The following is a 22,479-nucleotide window of genomic DNA, read 5'->3' on the forward strand; positions in this document are numbered from 1 at the left end:
CTCCTGTTGTCATTTTAATCTATGTGTTATTTTTTCACTGCCATCTGCGTATTCCAATATTTTATTTGTTACAGGCCGGCTCAATACTATTTTAGCATCCCTGTCTCTGGCTGATACAATATCTCCAATTTCCAAATTCGCCTCGTCTATACTCATTTCTGCAGCTTTATAGTCCATTAATTCCTTCAGATGCTCCGTGCCTGCACTCAGCAACTCAGCATCGTCAGTAACTGAGGAGTAGTCATACACTGCTGTACGTTCGGCTGTCCCCTTGTAATATTGCTTCTTGTCGATGCTCCCGTCTAACTGCACGTATAAATGGATGACCGTCCGCGCTGCCAGCTCACCGGCTCCCAGGCATATCAGGTGATTGATGCCGCAACTGTAATCCCTCACAGTGACATTAATGTTATTATCCCCGTCATACTGTAGCTCCTCAGAATAATTTTGTGCTTTAACGGCGCTTACGATTACCCGGAACGGCTCATGATCCTTTCCTTCTATTGCTTTTACGCTTAGCCTGGCGCCGTGTTTTTCTAGCATTTTTGATAATCCTGATAATGCAGTATCGTATCGGAACTGGTACCGGACGATATTGATGCCGGAAACCTCTTCTGGGACTTCGAACAGCATCCCCAGGCCGTTACCAAGCACTTGCTTTATTATCAGGTTTGCATCTCCTGACACTGTAAGGTATGCCTGGCCAGACGGGGGCTGCAAGATTATCTGATCCAGGAAACCGCGCCACGTATATCCCCTATATGTGATGGATGGATAGGATGTATCGCTCTGTATATCCTCTATGATCCCACCAAACTCTGTGTCAGGGACAAAAAACTGGAAGCCTTTTTTAACCCCTAACCTTTCTGAATAACTACGGCTCAGCACTAACTCGAAATCGTTTGTTTCGCCGATATCTACATCAATGGATGACATCTCATTCAGGTATCCCACGCACATTCTGTCCGCATCTGCGATTATGTATTCCATGCTGGCTCGCTCCTTTCTTGAAACAGGATCACATCAAAAGGATACTGGGCGTTCCATTTCACCGCACTTTTCCCGGGCGGAATTTTTTCAAATACATTGTTTTCCTTATCCCTTGCATTGAAGAGATTTTCCTGTACCCCGTTCCTTGCATATCTGGTGACCGTCCGCCCCCTGCTGTCAATCACCATATATTCGCTGTCATATAAAGTTGTTGATACGCAATACACATTTCCGCCTATCCTTATTTCTGGATGTGTGCATGGGCCATATACGATCATTCGGAAATCTGACCCAGTAAAATGGTCATTATCCAGTTTTCCTACAGTATGGTTCCGATAATAGTCGTAGTTATAGTCATATAAGACTTTTCTTTTTGCCGGCCTGTACCTGGTTATAAAATCAAACCAAAAATCATGTGGGTAATCAGGGATTATTTCTATGTTGTCAAGCGCTGAGTCAATCTCTTCTTTCATTCCCGCATCTATGATCTCTTCTGCAGATGCATAAAAATGGTATGCCCTGTCCCTGCACCAGAAAGGGTAATCAGAAACGATGGTAATGGTATTATCCATCACCCCAATATCGCTCTCCCATTCTTCTTTTTCGCTTTTTAATATGTAACACAGCAGATAGTAAGGCCCAAACCATAATTTTCCCGGTGTCATGCCAAGGACATCACTGTCCACGGCTTCGTAAAAGGCATCAACATTCTTATGGTATTCTTCAATCGTGTTACCCATTATTCCCAGGACAACTTCCTTTGCGCTGATCCCCCTGAAGAACTTCTCAAATCTGCCATTATTGCGGACTGTGGATTTTGTTGCATATTCCCATTCGTAGTTAAACAGATTCCCAGTCTGTATGCGGTAAGGGTAGCGCAGCAGATCCAGTTTTTCTCCCCTGCTGTTTTCGTAATATATATCGTTGACCATCACTGTACCTCCCTTACAAGCCTTGCAAAATTTCGGTTACCTACCTTAAACTCAAAACCAGCCTTCTCAAAGGCATCAACGATTTTGTCTGCAAGTTCGTCCAGATTGTTTGATGTCTTCTGGTTCTCTATTTCGGCAGTCCCGAATATCTTGTGTTCTACTGATGCAGATATCACTTTCCCTACACGGGCATTTTCCATACTTACTGTCATTCTTGCTTTCTCGGCAAGTGCTGTCATATCCAGCCCTGCCATTGCTATATCTGCGAGAGAGCTGCTTGCTTTTTTTACTTCTTTAGTGCTTTCTTTGATGCCAATAGCTAAGCCTTGCCCAAAAAAATCGCCAACTTTTTTTGTTTCTTTTGATGGAGATTTAATTCCAAGTGCTTTCTTTATTGCGTCTAACGCATTCTTCCCAATACTATATGCAACATCAAACAGGTTGAAATCGCCCATTCCTCCACCAAAACCAGAAGTAAAATTATATCCAGCATCCCAAGCAGACACAGATCCGATACCGTCATTTGCATCGTTCGCCCTGCCTTCTCCGGCACCATATAAGCTCACTGAGCTGATGCCGTTCGAAAATGTATAACTAAAGCCACTGCCCGTGCCAAACGGGCTTACTGATCCAGCACCGTTGTCTGCGGATCCTGCGATCGAGTTTCCACTCCTCCATAGTGTATTTGCCATATAAGACACGCCGTTACCGAGCATTAGGCCGAAATTATTGCCTGTGCCTGTCGGGTTTACACTTCCAGCTCCACTATTGGCGGAGTCACTAATTCCTTTTCCTGATTTTCTTAATAATTGTGACATGGAGGAAACTCCATTGCTGAGTTTCGTACCAAATGTCTTTCCGGTGTTAGTTGGGTTTACACTCCCAGCACCACTGTCTGCAGAATCCCCGATTTGTTTTCCTGTTTTTTTCAAAAGCTGTGACATGGCAGATACGCCTTTACTCAACATTGTTCCAAAGTCATTCCCTGTCTTAGTTGGGTTCACACTTCCCGCACCTTCATTTGCCGCGTCAGCATTTGCTTTTCCTGATGCTTTGGAATTTTCCTTCCGTGAATCCAAGCCAATGCCAAAGAAATCCATCAGATTTGCACCTACGGTCTTAGCACCACTAATTAATCCACCATTTTGCATAAAATCCAAAAGACTCGTTATAACATTGCCACCTTTTTGCCGCAGGGACTCTTTGCCTGAATCAAGTCCTTTCTCGGCTCCAGGCCATACCTGTGAGAAGATTTCTTTTACAGCTCTGGATGGGCTTTTGACTTTTAGTGCATCCCTTAAACTCTCCAAAAATGCATCTGCTCCATCTACGGCCGGATCCTTTAGGCTTTCAAAACCTTCCAGGCCTTCCAGCGCCCCGTACCACGCCTGCGACCATACCTCTTTTGTTTCAGCATCTAATCCCGCAAATCCGGCTATGAACCCCTCCATACCACTTCGTGCCTGGAGACTCATGTTCCCAGAAAGATCAGCCTGTGCCATTGCCGCGATCATCTTCGCGGATCCATCTGCTCCCGCATCTTCCAACATCTGTTTCATGTTATCTGATGATGAGCCGATCGTGCTTAATGCTGTCCCCATAGATTCAGCGGTTCCGTCAATAACGGATTGTTCCAAAGTTGCCAGACCACTTTCCTGTGCAGACAGAATCCCCAGAAGGGTATTACCTGTTGTTTCTGCCTGTTTCAGTGCGGCCTCGGAAGATGCCTCGAGGGACGTATCTATACCGCTCTGGATCTGCGAAAGTGCATTATTGATCGTGTCCGTATTCCCAGACATCGATGCTTCCAGCAGCATGTTATAATCAGAAATCACTTTTTCATTGTCTGACATTGCAACACTTGCTGCATCAAATGCGGCCTGCTGGGTTTCCACATCGCCTTTTACTTCTTTCAACTGCTTACTCAGTTCGTTATAGCGTCCTGTATTTAGCGTTACGGTATTGCCTACTTCATCAATGTACGTTTTCGCCTTTTTAGCTTCTTGTTCAAGCTCTGCTTCTATTTCTTTCTGCTTCTTTTTTGCCTCCGTTAGAACATCATACTTATTTGCAAGATCTGCCGCTGTTTCTGCTTGTTCTCGCATTGCCTTCGTATACTCTGATTTTAGTGCGTCTAATACGGCCTCTGCCTTTTTTGACGCAATCACGTCCTGTACGGATTTATTCAGCTCGTCATAGTTTTGTATAACTCCGTCTACCAGGGATATTTCAATTCCAAGCGCTTCTGCCAGCTCACCGGTTATGTACTGTGCCCTGGACTCATAACCGGCCCTTACTTTGCCGTTCTCATCCACGCAATTCTGCAGCTCTTTCCATAATGCCTGCGCAGATTCAATTTCAGCCGTGGAAGCATTGATGTTTTCCTGCCTTGCTTCTGCTTCTTCACGTATGTTATTTACCGTCTGCTTAGAATTATCGATGACCGCCTTCTGTTTTTCTGTCAGTTTAGTGGTGGAGTCAGACGCATTGTCAGTCACAAGCGCATAGATCCCAAGCCCCGCTGCAAGGGCTGCCACCCCGGTAATCAGGATCCCGATTGGGTTCGCATTCATTGCGGCATTCCATAGTGTCTGTGCTGCAGTGGCTAGCGTGACCCTTCCAGTAAGCACTCCTACGACAGCCTGCCCAGCGGTGAGCGTTGCATTTGAGATAACGCCTTGGGCAGTACACGCAATCTGTACGGCATTATAAGCATCTACCGCCACTGATGCAGCCTTCCATGCTTTCGTGCCTTTTGATATGAGGGCCGTCACAGTGCTGATCTTGCTGTACCCCTTTATTGCAACGATCCCGGCAGTAAGCGCGGCGGCAAGGAGTTTCCCGTTTTGGGTCAATACCGAAAACGCCTTCGATACAACGGGTATAGCCTTCTGCCCTAATTCCAGCCCCCTCTTTGCCACGTTCCTGATCGGCATAATGATCCCAGCAAGCTCATCACTTCCGCCTGCAACTTTCGTGGCAAATTCATCAAACATTTCAGCGCATTTTTTTGCCGCACCCTGGAGCCCTCCACGTTTAAACGCTTCTGATAGCCTCCCGATCCCCTCTGTGCCTGCCTCTGCAGCGCTTTTCAGCGGGGACTCCATGCTTTCATAGATCTGTATTCCAAATCCTTCCAATGCAGATTTCATGATCGTGAGTTTTCCCTGCAGGTTATCCTGCATTGTCTCTGCCATGCGCTCCGCAGCACCATCCGCATTGTTGATGGAATCTTTCAGTTTATTGTAGTCAGTTTCAGATGCATTGACAATTGCGAGCATTGCAGACATTCCTTCCTGCCCTGCAAGTGTTGCAGCATACTGTGCTTTTTGTGATTCTGTCAGTCCCGAGAAACCACTGCGCAGATCTTTCATGACCGTATCAAGGCTCTTTGTATTTCCTTCTGCATCTGTAATAGAGACCCCAAGGTCATCCATTGCAGCCTGCATAGCATCTGTGGGCTTGACAAGGTTCGTAAATATCTGCCGCAGTGATGTACCTGCCTGGCTTGCCTTGATTCCTGAATTAGCCATCAAACCAATAGCCGTAGCGCAATCTTCTGCACTAAACCCGAGCGCCCCTGCCACGGGGGCAACGTACTTGAACGTCTCCCCCATCAAGCTCACATTGGTATTCGCGTTGGAAGAAGCCTGCGCCAATACGTCAGCAAAATGGGTAGAGTCGGCAGCGCTCAGCCCAAATGCTGTCAATGCATCTGTTACGATATCCGAAGTCGTTGCCAGGTCTTCACCAGAAGCCGCGGCCAGGTTCATTATTCCCTCGATGCCGCTAAGCATGTCCTCGGTCTTCCAGCCAGACATTGCCATGTACTGGAACGCATCGGCAGCTTCTGTCGCCGAAAACTTGGTTTTTGCGCCCATTTCTTTGGCTTTTTCCGTTAGCCTATCCAGATCACTCCCTGTAGCCCCGGATATCGCAGATACATTAGACATTCCTGCTTCAAAATCAGATCCAACCTTTACCGCATACCCGCCAGCCACTGCAAGTGCCGCGCTTGCAACTTCCGCCGCTACCTTAACTGCTGAAAACCCCTTTTTCGCTATCCCTTCCAGCTTGCTTAAACCTTTCTCAATTCCACTTACGTCCAGACCGGTTTCAATCACCACTTTACCGTCCGCCACAATATCACCTACCTTATTTTAAAAAACAAAGTAGGCTCGGACGTTACTCTGGGGTACGCCTCTTAACTCTTCCCTTTGTATCACATTCAATTTTATTTTTTTCCTTACACCGCGGACATTTTATTTCTACGGTTCCGTCCCGGATATCCGCAAAGAAAAGTGTCTGCCCGCACTTCTTACAGCTTATCTTTTCAATTTTAAACACCCCCGAACACTTCTTCTATATTTTCTCCATTCCGCAGTCTGTCCCTGATATTCTTCATGCGTTCCTCGTCTTTATCGCTCTTTGGCAGAGCATACAGCTTTTTCATTTTCCGGTAAAAGTCTCTTTGCTCCTTTGGTACCTGTGATAATTTTACCGTCCGATAACAGACGATTTCAGAAAATTTTGACTTATCACTCAAGGATTGAAACAGTGCCCTGAATTTCCACCAGTGCATTGTGCATTCCTGTAAATCAATCCCAAACTGTTCGAGGAAAGCAGAATAAATATAGTTCCAATCGTGCTCAAAAGAATATGGCTGTGGTCTTTGTGTATCAGAGGATGTCCCTGTTTTTTTCATTTCGCCACCAGAATAGAACCACAGTGCCTTTTCAACGGCTTTCGTCAAGTTCGGCGGTATCTCTTCGCCATAATATAAGCGAAGCAGCTCAAGCACAATCTTCTCTTCGTCTTCCGCCTCCTGAATAAAAACTTCAAAGCGAATAGAGGTGCGGAAATCCGAGTCAATCCGATAATCCACACCATCTATTTCAACCGTCTCAGGAAAGCTTTCCATAAACTTCATTATTTACTCTTTTCTGCCCTACGCTGTGCACGGTTCATCCCTGGGAACTTCTTTTTCAGTCTCTGTGCGTCATGGGCAACCCCTTCGCACATGGCAACATACACATCAAGGCATACTTCAACGTCATCCTTTACTCCGCAGACTGTTTCGCCTGTTCCTTCACCGAATAACTTGTCAAGAAATCCTTTCATTGCAACGCATCTATCGCGAAAAAGTTCAACTACCTTCCGGTAGTCTCCCTTCTCCGCATCCGTCAGTTCAGTGTTCATGGCTACATCCAGATCGTCTGCATTTTCCATATATTTTTCATAAAAATCTACATTTGTCATATCAAAATCGAGCTCTACACCATTTAAGTTTATAATCATTTATGTACCTCCTGTTTTATTCATTAGATGCAGCGGAAGCTGTAAATGTCTTTGCAGTTGTATCAAATTTGCCCGGGACCATATCGCCGATGCCAAGCAGATTCCCTGACATTGTCATTTCACCATCGCTATCTGCAAAGTCAGCAACCTCTATCGCAACATGGAATTTTCTGGCTTCATATTCCGTACCGGAATCTCCAACCCTTTTATCCAGGTCAACACGGACATAGTCAGTCTCAGCTTCAGCGCCAGTTTTTCTGTTTTCCCCGATATCGCGGATAAACTCAACTGCTTCTTCATCTATAATTTGATCTGCCTCAAAAGGGAAAGAATCATCATATCCTGAAATGCTTTTCGTCTGTGACTTGTCATTTACATATCTCCTGGACTTCGTTTGTGCAGCCGGGGACTCATCCAGCTTTGTGTAGCCTGCCCCCATCAGAACGTAATTTTTTGACGCACCTGTCCCAACGCTTAAATAATCGGCAAATCCTCTTCTTTGTTTCACTCCCATAATAGTTCTCCTTTCATTTATGCTTTTTGATAATATTTCATGATTACCTGTATCTGATATTTTGCAGTTGATTCGCTTGTGTCAAATACATATGGTGTTGTGGATGCTTTGATCCGCATTACTTCTCGCTTTTCTCCAATATCCGGATAGGATCGTCCCTTGTCACATTTTTCAAGCCATTCAGCGAATTCTTCGTAAAATCCACAGTTCGATAGGTTTTCTATCACTTCACGGCCATATGACTCACGACTGGAAAAAATAAAGGCAAACTGCCTTATGGCAGATCCATCCATATATTTTCTTACAATAGGGTCGATCGGCTCTGACTCAATGGAATAATTCTTCTCATCATCTTTCAAATATTCCACATTCACATCTGATTTTAATGCATCAAGGTATGTCTGGATGCATGGGCACTCTTTTATAAATTCCCGAATGCCCTCCATAATCTTCCTATCTTCCTTCTTTGCTGTCACTTTGCTTTACCTCCTGTAAAATTTGCCACAGACTTCACAATCTCAGGCCCTCGAGTCGCCCACATACGCTTATCCCACAGTTTTCCTCGAAGTCCATCGCCTTTATGCTCATAATACTGCCGTCTGGCATATGGCTGTCCATACGTGATCTTGTTTACCTGCTCTACAGCGGTATTCTTCAGCGGACCATTCCGAAACGGGACATAGGGATCCGACAAGCGTCTGACTTCGTGCGTAAAGAACTTCTGTGCCTTGCCGTTTCTGATTAGGTTCCGTTTCAGAAGAATTTTATCTGCCGAATTCATGTGCAGAGTAATCTTAGTCTCCATCAGCGGGCACCCCCTATGCGGATATGCGGGGCTGCTCCATACCCATTCACAGAAAAACTCATGATCTTTCCTGATTCCGGGTATTGCTTTAAGGACGATAGCCCCGTAACATCGTCATCAACCAAGCCTTTCACGAACAAGTCTTCCTTGTCGACAGTCCAATACCTCCCCACGTTATCAACGCTGAGTTTATGGTACAGTTCTGCAGCCAGGTATCTCCTGCCTTCTTCGGTTGCTGCATCTTGTGGGATCCTGATTTTATAAATATCCCCGCCCACTACGCCCTTGTCAATGATTGCTACTTTTTGGTCAGTATGCCAGTGTACGCCCATGATCTGCGTTCTACGGTATTCCCGCTCTTTTGTTTTTGGGTTGTACCAGTAGTTATAAATAGTCATGTCTGCATTTGTGGTCATGAGTCACCCTCCACTTCGAGGTCCATCAGCCCTGTGTGGGCCAGATAGGTACCAGCGATTCCATACAACTTTCTCTGCAGGGTTGCGGAAGACTCAAACGAAACTGAATACCCGTCTGTATTTTCTGACTTTTTCCCGTCCATTTTATCCATGTAGTGCATGACTTCCACAATCTCGCAGACAGCGCATTTTGCCCGGTTTTCCCAAGCCATACCTGTCCACTCGCAGTCAGTCCGTCCAAATGTATAATTGTCAATGCGTTGCACTGCTTTCTGTTCGAGACGTTTCCAGACACTTTCAGGGACGTTTCCGCCCCCATAAGTATCCTGATAAAACCTATAATCTACCTTCATATGGCACCCCTTATGCTCCCGCTGCTACCGTATGGACATAAATGCCGTCTTTCTTATTGTCGTAAGCCTCTACCATCCCGACAGTACGGTACCCAAATTTCCAGGCATCCGCATCCTGATTCGCTTCCGGGGAAATGATTTTTGTCACCGTATGCTTCTGGTACTGGATAGCGGTCTGCTTATCAATAATCAGGAAGTTCATGCCAAGAGCGCCCTCTGCTTTCTGGAAGCCACCTTCGCCGGAGCCGGATAAAGTGATCTTATCAAAAAACCGCCCTTCAGGAACCTTGGTTATGCCTGCAAATCCTTCGATTGCTTTCTTTGATGCCGTAGTATCGAGGTCTTCAATCAAGCCGTAAATGGTCGGGTTGATAAACAGATAGCAGGTGGCAATATTCGCCTCTGCGTTTTCAATCGCTCCACGTGCCGCCCGGAGTGCTGCAAGTGCCGCTTTCCCATTTGCCAGATCTTCGCTCACCTTCTTTACGCCCTCAATTTGAGCATAGGAAGAAAGCCTGTATGCATCGAGCTCCGGCACTACCTTTGTCCTCAGAAACTCCCCGGACAGACGCCCGAACGCCACACCGGCCGACTCGATATTGTCCATTGCATCGATGGTGAACATGCGCCCACGATCATACGCACACTTCTTAGTTTCGTATTCCAGGGTAACATCGCCTGCAACATATCCTGTCTGCCTGTTGTAGTCAGCCAAGCCCTGCATGGACAGTTTCGGGATCAGAATTTCATTTGCATTTGCCCCTTCCCGAACGAGCTCATTAGGCCCGTCTAATACCGCTGTCAGGGACGCTAATTTATACACCTCGTCCAGGAGTGTGGAATACTGTTTTCTTAATGCAATTACATTTGCCATATTCTTTTACCTCTTTTCTTATCTCGTTTCTGCCGGAAGTCCCATTGCTGCGCGGATGGACGCAAGGGAATCGCCTTCTCCTCCTGCACTGCCGCCTGTAGTTCCGACAGGGTTACTAAATGGTTCATCTGCTCCAAATAAATAAGCATCAGACTCCTTTGCGGTTTCCAATGCTTTCTTAATATCCTCGGACTGGTCTTTGGATGCCTTCAGCTGCTCTACATCCAGAAGGGCCATGACAGCCTTCTCATTCCGGCCGCCAGCTTCTTTAATTGCGGCTTTCAATGAGTCAGTAAAAAGGCGGTCTGCCTCTTTCCTTGCATACTCATCATCTTTCGCTTTCAGGTCATTTTGCAGCTGTTCTATCGTCGCCTGCAGCTCTTCCGGCTTTACGCCCTTAAACTTATCCAGTTCTTCGGTCGCCGTGTCAAGCTGTGATTTGTAGTTATCACGCTCGCCTTCTGCCTTCTGTGTCTTTTTCTTCTCAGCCTCAATGTCTTTTCCGTTCTCCGCCATGATCTTGCTGATTGCATCCTGCTCCAAACCAAGTTCCTTCAAAAATTCTGTTTTCATGCTGCATTCTCCTTTCGTTTTTAGGTTGTTTTAGGTGTGTAACCACGCCACCACGAATTGACTGTTTTAGGTCTGATCTGCTGACCAAATGGTATAAAAATAACGCCCAGGACATTCCTGCGCGTTAAATTTAACATATCTCTATGGCTCAATGATTTCCCAGCGTCCTCCAGGGCTGCTCCCATCCAATGGTGCTGGATTTTCCGCGGAATACAGATAATCTTCCCCGCTGTCATCTATGACCCTAAACATCCCGGATGCATCCAGGGTAGCTTCATATATTTTCCCATCCGTCAGCGAATCGACTCCAAATGTCTCCCCTATATATCTCAATTTCATTGTCTTCCCTTCCTTACTTTCAGCTTTGCGTCATATTGTTTCCCGTTGCGTTCATACCAATGGACATCGAAAATATATTTGCCGCTTTCAATCTTTCCAGCAAATTTACTCCATTCGCCAGATGCCCCTCCATATTTCTCTGCAAGTCTGTGTGCTGCCCTTAATGGGGTATCGCTTCCGGCACCTGCTATAGTCTTTACATTGCTAAAATCTGTCCCTGTTGGTATGAAGTCCTTTACCCCATTATATACGTAAGACAGTTGGCCCTGCAAGGATTTCTTCGTTGTGTTTTTGAAGTTTCCGGATGTATATTTAACATATGTCTTCTTGCTTGGTGCAACACGCCCGCGTAAATCAATATATATCCGTTCCCTCTGTTGTTTAAGATCCATTATTTTGCAGAACCGTGCATACTCATTCAACTGGCCTTGATATTTCGCTTTTTCAACCGTCACCACATCAGGGTCAGCCCGACCTGATCTCAACAGCTGCACCTTTTCCCGCTGTGCCCGCATTGCAGTTTCCATCTGCCGCTGTTTCTGCGTTGCCTGATATACATTATACTCTTTGCCCTTCCATTCCTTTACTCTGACTTCTTTCGCATTCATCTGGTCAAGCTGTTCATCAGTATACGTCCGGACCGAAATGCCGGGAATAAAGGCATGGTAGCTATGCCGGCAGTTTGCCCCACAAAGCCCTGTTACCTCACCTAAATGGCAGATGTCTGCCAGCTCCTGCTTTGTATACACCCTGCCGCCCCACCAATGACTGGGCCTTGCACCTGTATGCCATGTCACCTCGTACATGTCTGTCCCCAGATCCTCTGCGGTCCGTTCATGTATTTTAGCAGACAGCTGGTTCACTCCGGTCATGACGGCTCTCCTGGCAGCAACATCAATTCGGTTGCTGTGCCCAGATGCATAGTCCACAGTTCGGATTCCACTGCTGGTCATCTCTTTTACTACCCGCCTGAGGACGCTGTTGTAATCGAATGCCCCTGTTACGATATCCATACAGGCGCGGTCAAGATATTTCTGGTAATACTCTGAAAAAGGAGTGAATACCAGTTTGTTTCCATAATTCAGTGAAAATCCCATTGACTTTGTAATATTATCAAATTGTCCGTTTGTCTGCACCCGGGCGGCTTCTACCCAGGCCTGCATGGTCTCGTTGTCTTTATACGGTATGTACTTTGCATTTACCTGTTCATACAGAGACTTGTCTCTCACATAGTCTTTTTCGATCACTTCGTCATACAGTTCAAATACTTCAGGGTAAGTAGCGTTTAGCAGCCTCTTGGTCTCTGCTTCTAAGAATTCTGAAGAGTTCCCTAGAATCTGCATTTTCTGAAGCTGATAATCTGCAGTTGAAGTGATCCCGCCGGTCTTCCTGATCCGCCGCACCACATCCAGCATGATCCTGTTCTGCATATCAATGAAAAGTGCCTCTATCTTTTCTGGCAGTTTCGCCAGCTCGTTAGGCTGCATCTACATCACTCCTGCACTGTATTTTGTTCCGGAAGGTTAGCTTTTGCCGTGGCCTCATCTTCGTTATACCATTTCATCCGGTATTCCCAATGACTCATAACCCCCATGCTCACATCCTGTCTGTCCTGCTGACGTTCTGTCTCCTCATCAGTTAGGATGGAATCATTGAATTTGCAGTTGAATTCATATCCAGAGCGGTACGCATTGTTATAAAAGGCAAGACCTGCGACAAAATCTTCGAGGCATTTCCGCAGGCTCTCCTGAATCGCGGAAACACGGTTGTACTTCCTTGTCTTTGACGCTTTGATCTCTGTTGCAGTCTTATCTACTTCCTGCACGTTTGACAGATCGCCATAGGACAGGCCAACAACAAACTCTATTTCACGTTTGTATTCCTCAAGCCCCCTTTTAAATGATTCATCCCGCATTTGTGGGGAATATTCACGCAGGAGCTCTTTGTCTTTCCCGTCTTCGATATTGAGCCCTCGGTACAGGCGGTTATTCAGTTTTGACATCTTTCCAGTTTTACTGTTTAGCGCCCGGCTGTCCACATGGATTGCCCGCTCACCAGAATCAAACTCCCAGTCAAGCCTTGCCCCCTGGATATCTGCTTTCCGGATCAGCTCCCTGGCAGAATCGAATATGGATACTCCACAGGCGGACCCGTCAATATTGTTCTTGATAGGGTTTCGGTAATATCCGAAGTCCATCTGTGTCATGCCCGGATATGTGACCGGCCCGGGATTGATATCCGCCCACTCTTCCACTTCTTCAAGGTTGCATCTCTGTCCTATGTCATTCCGGCTCTGGGAGTGGTAACATGTATTTTCTATAGTCAGATTCCCGCTGACGAAATAGTGCCTTTCTACTCTCGTATAGTAATCTGTCTCACCTATCCGTTTTACCGTAAGAAATGCTACGTCTGTCAGCTTTCCATCATCCCCGAACTGTACCGGAATAAACTTGTCTGCTGTTACAAAATCAGCTGTCCCAGACGGCAGTGGTTTCAGGCAGAATGATCCAAGTGCAAGTCCTTCCTGCATGTTTTCATTCAGTAGTGGGAGCGCTTCCTGATATATTTTGTCAAGTGCTGTATTTGTGACGGAGGTTTCCATTTCCACCAGCACCACGTCAGCAAATTCGCGGCAGATGCCGTGTTCAATCTTCAATGACTTGATATAGTCTGTGATCCAGTCTGCATTGCCGTTCAGCATGTTCTTCCAATCATTGATTGCATCGATCATGGCCTGAGACAACACAACATCCCGGCCAATCACATTTTTTATTGTGGTATATCCAAACATTCCCGCTATCCTCCTCCATATATTTTTCACTGTATCAAGCATCCGGCACCTCCTGTATCAGGTACTTCATATCGCGCTCTATCGTATACTCGAAAGCATCCAGGCTGTCTATATCTGTGCTGCCGTCATCCAGCCTCTCGTCCCTGTCCTTTACCTCAGTATCCCATACCGCGTCTGTAATAGCCGACTGTAAGCTTTCACAGCCGATAGTAATAAAAAACCGCCCTGCTCCCATGAGCCTGACGGTACATCTGATTCGGTCATTAATTGTCTTCTTTTTGGCCGGCTTCACTGTAATCCAAGGAAAACGTTTCTCAACCGCATTCCTAATAGAATTACCGAGCACAGTTTCTGCATTGTCCCAGAATACGGACTCTATATTGCAGTAGTTCACAGTATCCCCGCTCATTGATACAACCGCATATTCATCCATGACTTCCTGTATAAACTCACAGAACAATTCATCCAGCCTGTTGCTGTCAATCTCTTCTGTCTCATTCTTTGCCATGATCCTGCATGATTTCAGTGCGATCACCTCCCGGTAATCATCAGTATAGCCGCGGGCAACGAAAGAGTGCCCTGACTGGCTTCCTCCAAAGTCAAGTCCGATTTCTATTGATACGATCTCGTCCTTTTTGAACTGCTTCCATCCGCTCTTCTGATTGTAGGAATCCACAACCACACAACGGAATGCCTCCGGGTTATCAGCAAATCGTTTATAGATTGCCCCCTCTGCACGTTTCCACTTTCCCAGTATCAGACGGTCATAATAGATCGTCCCCTCATATTCTTTGCAGAGGTTTTCAACAAAGGCCGGATCCAGGAAGGGATTGTCAAAGATCGTATACTCCTGCAGGTAAATATCCAGATCTTCGCTGTCAATAAACTCCTTCAGCCAGTGAGTCGGATGTTCCGGGTTACAGCTTCCGTCAAAGCAGCTGTATGGTTTATCAAGACGGGATTTCAACATCTGGAATACTTCTTTGTTCCACTTTGCAATCTCGTCACCGTAAGCATATTTAATACTCGAGCCCTGTATCTTTGCTACCTGACTGATCTTTTCAGCTCCCAAACAGTATACATCTTCCCCGCAGACCCTTGCAATGTTACGGTTGTTAATCGTCCCGATTAGCTTGTCTGTATATACTTCCCGCATCGGAGCCAGAACGTTACGCTCAATAGAATCACGTGACACACCAAGGATTACTACAAGTCCTGGCTTTCCTGCCCGCTCCCTGATCCGGAATGGTATTGCAAAGGCTGTATCCACATAGGACTTGCCTGAACGTACTGCCCCGGATTTAATATTCCACCGATGTACTGAATTAACTATATATTCATTCTGCTTCCTGCTCATTTGCATACTCATATATCCCTTTCAATATTTCATCCAGTTTCTTCAGAGCCTCGTCCGTTTCATTTTCTCCTGTGAGACTCTGCTTTTTTGCCTGATTTAGTTCAGTTTTGGATTGCTGCTCTTCCAAATCCGATTCTGACTTATCTGTCTGTCCCACAGTATCCATGATTGCCCTGTATGCTGATACGTTACCGGCAAGCACTTCTTTAGCCATAGCGGCAACTAGAGCATACTCGAGAGTACTTTCAAGTCCCATTTCTTCCAGCGCCTCACTCCATTCTGGATGCTCAATTTTAGTCGTAAGAAGCAGGTTGGCAGCCTCTCTTAAATTGGCTTTTTTACGCCTGGATTCACCCGATGCTATGCCGCCCATTTTAGCTATCTCTCGCTGTTCACTCGCTGTTCGTTCATGAAAGCCATGACCTTTTAAGTTTTCATCATTCACCTACCACCACCTTCAATTCCGGCTCATTTATCCCATCAAAAAACGCCCCACTGATACAGCAGGACGCTTTACTTTAACTTTTTCGATGATACTATAATATCACAAAAAGTTGTCCTCTGAGTCCCCCTCTTAAACTTTTTTTGATAGCAGATAAAAAAATTTCCTCCTACGGTCATAATACATCTTTTTTCCACAGGGCATCCCGGCAACCTCTCTTAAATACCTATACGATGCATAATCCGTAGTCACCCCTTTGATTATGTACTGATATATGTCTGGGTCTGCCTCGATTGCAGTCTGCTCTATCAGCTCACACTTGCGGCTCAGCTCTGCCCTCCTTGTCGCAAGCGTTGCCGTAGCATCCCCGTTTCCGTGGCTCATCGGCATATCCGTAATCTCAATGCTACGGACCGTATCTCTTTTGTATTTCAGCTCGTCCTGCCACTCATTATACTGCATGCAGAAATGATAAAGCTCTAAGAAGCGATGTTTGCTGATGTCATATTTTTTCTCATTCATTGGCCTTACATTTGGCATTATCGCGCACTCCCTCTTTTATATTTATTACCCCCGACAGATACTCTAACTCCGTCTTACGTTCAATCTGCCGCCCCTGCACCCGGATCAGACGCCTGGCCTGCTCCGAAAGTTTACCATCCGTATACGGCCTGCGCCGGAAATGCCACCGTGCCATAGCTTCCACACTCATTTTTATAAGTCCGGCGTAATGATCCTGGCGATCCCGTTTCTTTTCTTTATCGCTCCTTTTATTTTTCAATCTATTCCTCCAATCTATGCCGCGGCCCCGTACTGCAGGAAGGCACTTTTTACCTGCTGCGGGCTACGGTATGCATAATGTTTGTTGGTTACATTTCCGTTTTTATGACCAAGATACAGGGATATCAACTCACCCGGGCACCCCTTTTTAGCCATATTGCTTGCCGTGGTTTTTCGGAAGAGGTGCGGGTATACATTGCGATCCAATATTGATCTCTTCGCGATCTGCTTTATGGCAGCACGCAGACCGCTGCGCTGCATTCGCTCATGTGGGCCTTTAATGGATACAAAAAGTGCAGTATTATCATCTGTGCGGCTCTCTATGTACTTACGCAGGTGGAACTTGGCCACATCGTCTAAACACACCGTCCTATACGCCCGGCCTTTCTGTCCGTAGATGAGAATATCACCGGTGTCCCAATTGATGTCCTGCACATTAACAGACGTGCACTCTCCGATCCGGACGGCAGTAGACCGTAAAAACTCTATCAGGGCACGATCCCGCAGGCACTCCCGGTACTCCTCGATCTGCGTCACCTTGTTAACCGTCCTGACCTTGCAGGCATCCCGCAGGGCCTCCATTTCCCAATCCTCCATGTGCTCTATCGGCTTTTCGATTTCTGCGTATTTTTCGATAGATTCGCACGGATTTTCTACGATCAGATGACTCCGGCGCATCCAGGTGAAGAATGCAGAGATCACCCGCCGCTCATTATTAACTGTGGTAGGCTTATTGCCTTTTTTCGCGTAGTGCTGCAAGTAATATTCAATATCCATATCTGTTACATCGAGAAGGCTTTTACCAATAAACGCCACAAAATTCTTGATGCTCCTTAAGTAATACTCTGCTGTCTTAACGCTTAGCTTCGGCGCTTTTTTCGCTTCGAATAGCTCTAAGATATACTGATTAGTATTCTCGCGCGTCGCTGGCAGCGTCTCTCCCATCTCTGTAATCTCCACATTGTAAAGCTCCTGCACAATAACCTGATTAAGCATATCCATTGCCACTGCATCCAAATATGGCATCATCTTGGTTATAATATTGTCCCTTAAAATCTCTTTCTGTGTACGCATAATTTTTCTCCTTTGTATTGCCTAAGGAGAATCGTTATGGTACAATCCCCTTAGGTGAATGAGTAGCAGAACAAAGTCTTGCCGGACGGTCTGCTACTTTTTTATGTAGTTATCTATAAAAAACTCACTCACCCAATAAATCAATCCACCGGCTCCCTACTTCCGGTTTCAATTATCTTTTTTCCCGAATAGCAATTGCTTGAATATTTCGTTCTGCTCGCTTATGATCTGAACATATTCGTTATACGCGCGTCTTACAATTATATTCAATATCGTATCTGCAAGGATAAGCAGTAACCATATCGTGCATATTACTATCATAATTATCTCATTTGTTGTCATAACTGTTCTCCTTCATTAAATTTGGGTTTAGTTTACCAATTGAACTGCCGATCCTTTGGCTCTTCTAACCATTTTCTTAGTTCATCCGGTCTCATTCTTCTCAGCTTTTGTTTAAAATCTCTACACTCTTGTCTTGGATGATTGTCGTATGTAAGCAACATCACCGTGTCTGCTATCATTTTATCTCCGAAAAAATATTCTCTATTTGTCACCATTGCCGGACTATATCCTCCACAATACCCGCTCATCTTTCTTGCGCTGCAACAATCATCCTGTTTTACGCAATTATTACAGTTTGCCATAATCTCCTTCTTTCCCCGGCCTGCAGCCGGATGCTATTCTGGTTTGTATGGTTCCGGTAGCGGCATCCAAGCAACTACTTTTTTAACCTCTTCTTCCCAACAGGTATTTTCTTCACTATTTCCATCCGCTATCATTAACCATTTCCCGCACTCATAAAAACAGTATTCTATATCATGCCCACCTGTATTTTTTGCGATTGTTACAAGATAGAATTTTTGTTCTTCCGGCAGGCGCTCAGATACCGGGATCCAGCTTTTATTTCGCTGCGCTTCAAGATCTGCAATAATGTGGTCCTTATCACATTCGCTGCAGCGCTCATGCGAACTATACGCCAAGCTCTTGCTATTATGACTAAAATATGTCAGCCCTTTATGATACTTATTACAGTTATGCCTACGAGTGAGGTATTCACAACCTTCATCACAATATCCCATTTAATTCTCCTTTACTAAATGCCAGTTTAGCTTTCTTCTACATCGTCTATATCCCGGCACTGCTCCCATAGCTCAACCAGCCCTCTGTTCTTCTTCCATGTGTGCGCCAGCTTTATTTCCGCCTGTATGAATGGCCTTATCTGGTCTGGATACCGTTTCATATTCTCAATGGCATGCTGGTCATTCATGAACATGCAAGCCATACAACTACAGCGCCCCAGATATTCATAACAAAAATGCGGTTCCAGCCCTAATTCTTTTCCCTGCTCAAACATTTTACCTTTCTCGAAATCGAGGCAAGGTCGGTACCAGTGACAGGTAAAATCTGCAACCCTTTTTGTTTTGAGAGTTGTACTATGATATTCTATTTCTGGCAGCTTCGCCCGGCCCCTGCTCTCGTCCCGGCGTTCTCCGCTGATAAACAGACACTTGGTGCCCAACATATCCCTGTGCGTCCGTATCCAATGGTCGGTTACACCTGTTTTTAGATACGCCGTGCACCAGCGGTTTTTCATGTCGGGCCATTTTAGCCGTTCCTCCAACAGAAGATTCAAAAACCCCTTTTGGTGCTGTAGTAATACCGGCTTAACTCCGATAAATGCAGCTGTCCGATAAAACATTTTGATATTTTCTGGATACTCAAATCCAGTATCGCAATACAGGAGAAATATCTTCTCTTTTGGAAATTCCTGTAAGGCCCAGTACAGTGCCCCTGTACTGTCTATTCCATTGCTGTAGCTTACGATCACACTTGTATAATCCGTCTGTACCCCTTCCGGTACAATTATGTTTGTTTTTGCCATTTTTAAAAAGGTTCCGTGTACACTCTCCCGGCCGGGGAACGGCTCCTTTCTGTTATTCACTAAATGTTAAAATTGTTAATTGGATACTATCGGCAAAAATTGAAACGTCCATGCCTCATCCATAATGGATACCAGATTCCCATCTTCATTGATTGCCAACACATCAATTGTTTTTGGTTTAATAATGGTATCCCTATCTTCCCAGTCCATTCCTTCCGGCATCCTTATTTCTGCTATAGCTACCGCATTGAGCACCTTGCCTCCATGTATCACCTTAAATCTACTCAAATCAGTCCACATAATATATTCCTTTCTAGATTTTGCCTAAATGTTAAATTAAATGTGATACTCCACAGTCTCTACCTTCGTTACCGAAATACGATTCTCCTTCAGGAAGAATCATATATCCGGTATCATAATTCAGTAATGGGTTTGGACGTGGCTTATTGATTCTGTGCAATCCGCTTATATCACTTGCAAATCCTCCACACTTGCACTGAATGACAAATGGTGACGGCTTCTCACCATCTTCAATTCCTTTTTCACACCACATCCTGAACTCTTTTCCGCATTCTTTGCATCTGTATACCATGTAGGCATGTACTAATACTTTACTCATTCTTTTCACCTCTAAATGTTAATTTACTTGATTGTATTCTTCAGAATATTAATCCCTGTTTCCTCTTCCAATGCCTCATTCAGTAGTTTAAAATAGTCCGTATCGTCCGGGATATATTTTATCTGGTCTGCCACGAATCCCATGTATTTTAGGAGACGCTTCTTTCCGTATCCACAATGACGATGTAAATAATCAATACTGATCAGTAAGAAACAATCAAAAGCTTTCACCCTGGCTTCGTCAATCTGCTTTTTCTGCGCTTCCTGTATCTGTGGATCTCTCAGGGCTTGGTTTAACAGATTATGTACTTTATTTTCTCGGTGTGCTTTACTTACCCAGTTCAATTTATTCCCTCCTTCCGATGCAATAACCAGAGGAGAATCCCGCCAGAAAACTAATTATGGCTATTGCCAAAACAGCAACTACTATCTCCATATATATTCTCCTAAGAAGAAAACGGCAGGAACTGGTCTATTTCCATCCGCAGGTTCATGTCTGGCTGCCATCCGCGCAGATACTCCATAGCCTCTCCAAACCTGGCTGCAGGCGTATCCTTATAGGATGAGATTCCAAAATAACTCTTATAGTCCCGCCAGATGCTCCGGAATACCTTCTCCTTCAGTGCCTTGTCTCCATATTCTTGTGATTCCATCCCTTTAAGCACCCGGATAGCTGTTGTGTGGTGCTGATCGTTCAGTTTCTTCTGCTGACCGTAATCGACAGTCATGGTATTTTCCAGATTGTCGATCCGGCTCTCATGATCGTCCATGTGGTTCATGACAAGCTGAATCTTCTTGTCGTGTGCGAATATGGCCTGCAACTCCGGTGACAGGTCTGACAGGTCAAATCCCTGCTTTATGGTATCTTCCATGGCATGGAACCGCTCTATGTATTTTGCAGTGAATTCCGTCCCCTTTACCCCGGTCAGCTTATGGGCTATCAGTTCGCATCCCTTTTTAGTAACCAAATAACATGGCATTGTTTTACACTGGCTGTTTATATATGTGCTTTCTGTAAAGAATTCGGACTGTCCAATCTTGGCTTGTCCTAATTGGGAAATATACTCACGTATATCTCTCAACAACTTGTTATGCTCTTTTCCTACCATCTCAGCCACTTCCCGGCTGTCTATATGTTTTTCTTCTATATTATTCAATACTCGCTTCTCCTTCCTGACTTTCAAGGAGCTGCTGCTCCAATGAATCCATGTCATACTTTCGGCGTTCAAAATTGTTCAGGTCTTTCTTCTGTTTCGATGCTTTCCTATTATTGATGGGATAAAAACCTTTCCAGCTGGAATTGAATGCTTTTTTAGCAATCGCTATTCTCTCGGAGTCTTTATCTGATACCTCTAACAATTCAGTTCTAAGGCCTTCTATCTGTTCATCAGACAATTTAGCATCACGGCTTTTTCGCATTGCAATGAATAATCGGAAATAATGGTCCAATTCAGGGTTTTCAAAATATCCGCCTTCTATGTTTTTGTTTTCTATACTTTTATTTTCTTTTCTTTCCTTTTGTTGTTTATCTGACTCATTTATCGGTATTTCTGTTGCAGAAATAGTTTTTTCTGATGCAGAAATACCTTTTTTGGGTGCATTTAATAAAGGCTGACCGTCTTCATCAATCAACCAATATTTGTCTTTCTGAACTTTGTTCCTCGCAGTCACTTCGGAGTAGCGATTCTGGATTCCAACAGAGGTGATAACATTCTGTGACAAGAGGTCTTTATTGAAAAGTCCTATGTCTGCACAGTACTGAATCACTTGTAGCACAAAGTCTTTGTTCTTCACCCACCTATTCCCGATAATCCGAATGATCTTCGCCGCCAGCTTATCTAAAGGAATTTCCAGGTAATACCCCTTGTCCCTATACACTTCGCAAAGGATAATGTCGTAAATGGTCTGCCCTAACGGTCCATACTCATTCAGCAGTTCCATTACCTTAAAATCGTCATAATAATCAACATCTTTTCGAAAGAAGCTCAACCCTTGTTTTGGGTGTCTTCCCATTTCGCCATCACCTGCCTTTTCCAGGCAGTAATTCTGTGGATGCCTTATACATCTTCATCCACTCTTCCATGGTCATTGTAACAAGCCATGGTTTATTATTTTTGCGATGGAAAACTGCAGGTGCCTCTCCATCTTTACCGTCATTTTGTGACTGCTTCATTGCATCATAGATATTCAGCTTTTCCACCCGTTTACACTCTATATGTATCCCGGGAAGACCAACGACATCAGCGTCGCCATTGCTACCACAGAACTGCTGTCCACGCCGACTCTTTTCGTATCCATATTCTCTCAGGATCTTAGCAAGTTCACGTTCTCCTGCGGCGCCTTTATTCCTGCTGTTCAAGTGCCTGCTCCTTCCTCCCCTGTCAGTATTGATCTGGCAGGGGGAATCTCCCGTTTGCAAGTTACTTTCGTGACGTTTATCA

Annotated in this window: 30 protein-coding genes; all 30 read right to left on the minus strand. The window is 45.1% G+C overall.

Features of this window, described 5'->3' with window-relative positions; translation table 11 throughout:
* Positions 1-9: 9 nt before the first annotated feature.
* The 30 genes from BN1938_RS14125 to BN1938_RS14265 all read right to left on the minus strand — a co-directional run bounded on the left by BN1938_RS14125 (position 10) and on the right by BN1938_RS14265 (position 22,397).
* Entirely contained in the window at positions 10-990 is a 981-nt protein-coding gene (locus BN1938_RS14125) for a Gp37-like protein (protein ID WP_050641220.1), read from the minus strand.
* Positions 978-1,922 (minus strand): hypothetical protein, encoded by a 945-nt coding sequence (locus tag BN1938_RS14130; RefSeq protein WP_050641221.1) that lies wholly within the window; start codon positions 1,920-1,922, stop codon positions 978-980. The genes BN1938_RS14125 and BN1938_RS14130 overlap by 13 nt, the downstream gene beginning before the upstream one ends.
* Positions 1,922-6,064: a phage tail tape measure protein gene (locus BN1938_RS14135; protein ID WP_050641222.1), complete on the minus strand. Its 4,143-nt coding sequence runs from the start codon at positions 6,062-6,064 to the stop codon at positions 1,922-1,924. Before BN1938_RS14135 ends, BN1938_RS14130 begins: the two co-directional genes overlap by 1 nt.
* A 197-nt stretch (positions 6,065-6,261) precedes the next feature.
* Entirely contained in the window at positions 6,262-6,852 is a 591-nt protein-coding gene (locus BN1938_RS14140; RefSeq protein WP_050641223.1) for a bacteriophage Gp15 family protein, read from the minus strand.
* Entirely contained in the window at positions 6,852-7,220 is a 369-nt protein-coding gene (locus BN1938_RS14145) for a DUF6673 family protein (RefSeq protein WP_050641224.1), read from the minus strand. The genes BN1938_RS14140 and BN1938_RS14145 overlap by 1 nt, the downstream gene beginning before the upstream one ends.
* Before the next feature lie 16 nt (positions 7,221-7,236).
* On the minus strand, positions 7,237-7,734 hold the full coding sequence (locus tag BN1938_RS14150; protein ID WP_050641225.1) for a hypothetical protein: 498 nt from the start codon (positions 7,732-7,734) through the stop codon (positions 7,237-7,239).
* Positions 7,735-7,751: 17 nt separating this feature from the next.
* A complete protein-coding gene (locus BN1938_RS14155) occupies positions 7,752-8,210 on the minus strand; it encodes a hypothetical protein (RefSeq protein ID WP_050641226.1) in 459 nt (152 codons plus the stop codon).
* Positions 8,207-8,539: a minor capsid protein gene (locus BN1938_RS14160; RefSeq protein ID WP_050641227.1), complete on the minus strand. Its 333-nt coding sequence runs from the start codon at positions 8,537-8,539 to the stop codon at positions 8,207-8,209. Before BN1938_RS14160 ends, BN1938_RS14155 begins: the two co-directional genes overlap by 4 nt.
* Positions 8,539-8,955, minus strand: a complete 417-nt coding sequence (locus BN1938_RS14165) for a DUF6751 family protein (protein ID WP_050641228.1) — start codon at positions 8,953-8,955, stop codon at positions 8,539-8,541. The genes BN1938_RS14160 and BN1938_RS14165 overlap by 1 nt, the downstream gene beginning before the upstream one ends.
* Complete coding sequence (locus BN1938_RS14170; protein WP_050641229.1) at positions 8,952-9,308, minus strand: head-tail connector protein; 357 nt, start codon at positions 9,306-9,308, stop codon at positions 8,952-8,954. Before BN1938_RS14170 ends, BN1938_RS14165 begins: the two co-directional genes overlap by 4 nt.
* A 10-nt stretch (positions 9,309-9,318) precedes the next feature.
* Positions 9,319-10,182: a hypothetical protein gene (locus BN1938_RS14175; protein ID WP_050641230.1), complete on the minus strand. Its 864-nt coding sequence runs from the start codon at positions 10,180-10,182 to the stop codon at positions 9,319-9,321.
* An 18-nt stretch (positions 10,183-10,200) separates the two neighbouring features.
* A complete protein-coding gene (locus BN1938_RS14180; protein ID WP_050641231.1) occupies positions 10,201-10,755 on the minus strand; it encodes a phage scaffolding protein in 555 nt (184 codons plus the stop codon).
* 141 nt (positions 10,756-10,896) lie between these two features.
* On the minus strand, positions 10,897-11,094 hold the full coding sequence (locus BN1938_RS14185) for a hypothetical protein (protein ID WP_050641232.1): 198 nt from the start codon (positions 11,092-11,094) through the stop codon (positions 10,897-10,899).
* The gene (locus tag BN1938_RS14190; RefSeq protein ID WP_082203017.1) at positions 11,091-12,581 is read right to left on the minus strand and encodes a phage minor capsid protein; all 1,491 of its coding nucleotides are present in this window, start codon (positions 12,579-12,581) and stop codon (positions 11,091-11,093) included. Before BN1938_RS14190 ends, BN1938_RS14185 begins: the two co-directional genes overlap by 4 nt.
* Before the next feature lie 5 nt (positions 12,582-12,586).
* Positions 12,587-13,927 carry a phage capsid protein gene (locus BN1938_RS14195; RefSeq protein ID WP_050641233.1) on the minus strand — a complete coding sequence of 447 codons (1,341 nt, stop codon included), beginning with the start codon at positions 13,925-13,927 and terminating at the stop codon, positions 12,587-12,589.
* Positions 13,920-15,242, minus strand: coding sequence for a terminase large subunit domain-containing protein (locus BN1938_RS14200; RefSeq protein ID WP_330581578.1), 1,323 nt, complete (start codon positions 15,240-15,242; stop codon positions 13,920-13,922). Before BN1938_RS14200 ends, BN1938_RS14195 begins: the two co-directional genes overlap by 8 nt.
* A complete protein-coding gene (locus BN1938_RS14205; protein ID WP_148487224.1) occupies positions 15,223-15,687 on the minus strand; it encodes a hypothetical protein in 465 nt (154 codons plus the stop codon). The genes BN1938_RS14200 and BN1938_RS14205 overlap by 20 nt, the downstream gene beginning before the upstream one ends.
* Positions 15,688-15,816: 129 nt before the next feature.
* Complete coding sequence (locus BN1938_RS14210; RefSeq protein ID WP_050641236.1) at positions 15,817-16,224, minus strand: hypothetical protein; 408 nt, start codon at positions 16,222-16,224, stop codon at positions 15,817-15,819.
* Complete coding sequence (locus tag BN1938_RS14215) at positions 16,199-16,465, minus strand: hypothetical protein (protein WP_050641237.1); 267 nt, start codon at positions 16,463-16,465, stop codon at positions 16,199-16,201. The genes BN1938_RS14210 and BN1938_RS14215 overlap by 26 nt, the downstream gene beginning before the upstream one ends.
* Before the next feature lie 14 nt (positions 16,466-16,479).
* Complete coding sequence (locus BN1938_RS14220; RefSeq protein WP_050641238.1) at positions 16,480-17,538, minus strand: tyrosine-type recombinase/integrase; 1,059 nt, start codon at positions 17,536-17,538, stop codon at positions 16,480-16,482.
* A 168-nt stretch (positions 17,539-17,706) separates the two neighbouring features.
* Positions 17,707-17,880, minus strand: coding sequence for a hypothetical protein (locus BN1938_RS23450; protein ID WP_156320691.1), 174 nt, complete (start codon positions 17,878-17,880; stop codon positions 17,707-17,709).
* A 32-nt stretch (positions 17,881-17,912) separates the two neighbouring features.
* On the minus strand, positions 17,913-18,182 hold the full coding sequence (locus BN1938_RS14225) for a hypothetical protein (protein WP_148487088.1): 270 nt from the start codon (positions 18,180-18,182) through the stop codon (positions 17,913-17,915).
* Positions 18,183-18,215: 33 nt separating this feature from the next.
* A complete protein-coding gene (locus tag BN1938_RS14230; protein ID WP_050641239.1) occupies positions 18,216-18,617 on the minus strand; it encodes a DUF551 domain-containing protein in 402 nt (133 codons plus the stop codon).
* 26 nt (positions 18,618-18,643) lie between these two features.
* Positions 18,644-19,420 carry a phosphoadenosine phosphosulfate reductase domain-containing protein gene (locus BN1938_RS14235; RefSeq protein ID WP_050638854.1) on the minus strand — a complete coding sequence of 259 codons (777 nt, stop codon included), beginning with the start codon at positions 19,418-19,420 and terminating at the stop codon, positions 18,644-18,646.
* Between the two features lie 75 nt (positions 19,421-19,495).
* Positions 19,496-19,708 (minus strand): hypothetical protein, encoded by a 213-nt coding sequence (locus BN1938_RS14240; RefSeq protein ID WP_240285518.1) that lies wholly within the window; start codon positions 19,706-19,708, stop codon positions 19,496-19,498.
* Between the two features lie 43 nt (positions 19,709-19,751).
* Complete coding sequence (locus BN1938_RS14245) at positions 19,752-20,039, minus strand: hypothetical protein (RefSeq protein ID WP_050641240.1); 288 nt, start codon at positions 20,037-20,039, stop codon at positions 19,752-19,754.
* 23 nt (positions 20,040-20,062) lie between these two features.
* Positions 20,063-20,383 carry a hypothetical protein gene (locus BN1938_RS14250; protein WP_050641241.1) on the minus strand — a complete coding sequence of 107 codons (321 nt, stop codon included), beginning with the start codon at positions 20,381-20,383 and terminating at the stop codon, positions 20,063-20,065.
* A 101-nt stretch (positions 20,384-20,484) separates the two neighbouring features.
* On the minus strand, positions 20,485-21,195 hold the full coding sequence (locus tag BN1938_RS14255; protein WP_050641242.1) for a Rha family transcriptional regulator: 711 nt from the start codon (positions 21,193-21,195) through the stop codon (positions 20,485-20,487).
* Positions 21,188-22,051 (minus strand): DUF4373 domain-containing protein, encoded by an 864-nt coding sequence (locus BN1938_RS14260; RefSeq protein ID WP_050641243.1) that lies wholly within the window; start codon positions 22,049-22,051, stop codon positions 21,188-21,190. The genes BN1938_RS14255 and BN1938_RS14260 overlap by 8 nt, the downstream gene beginning before the upstream one ends.
* A gap of 7 nt (positions 22,052-22,058) precedes the next feature.
* Positions 22,059-22,397 (minus strand): putative PDDEXK endonuclease, encoded by a 339-nt coding sequence (locus BN1938_RS14265; RefSeq protein ID WP_050641244.1) that lies wholly within the window; start codon positions 22,395-22,397, stop codon positions 22,059-22,061.
* Between the last annotated feature and the right edge of the window lie 82 nt (positions 22,398-22,479).

Origin of the sequence: Eubacterium sp. SB2 (assembly GCF_001244405.1) — a bacterium.
GTDB classification, from domain to species: domain Bacteria; phylum Bacillota; class Clostridia; order Lachnospirales; family Lachnospiraceae; genus Faecalicatena; species Faecalicatena contortus_B.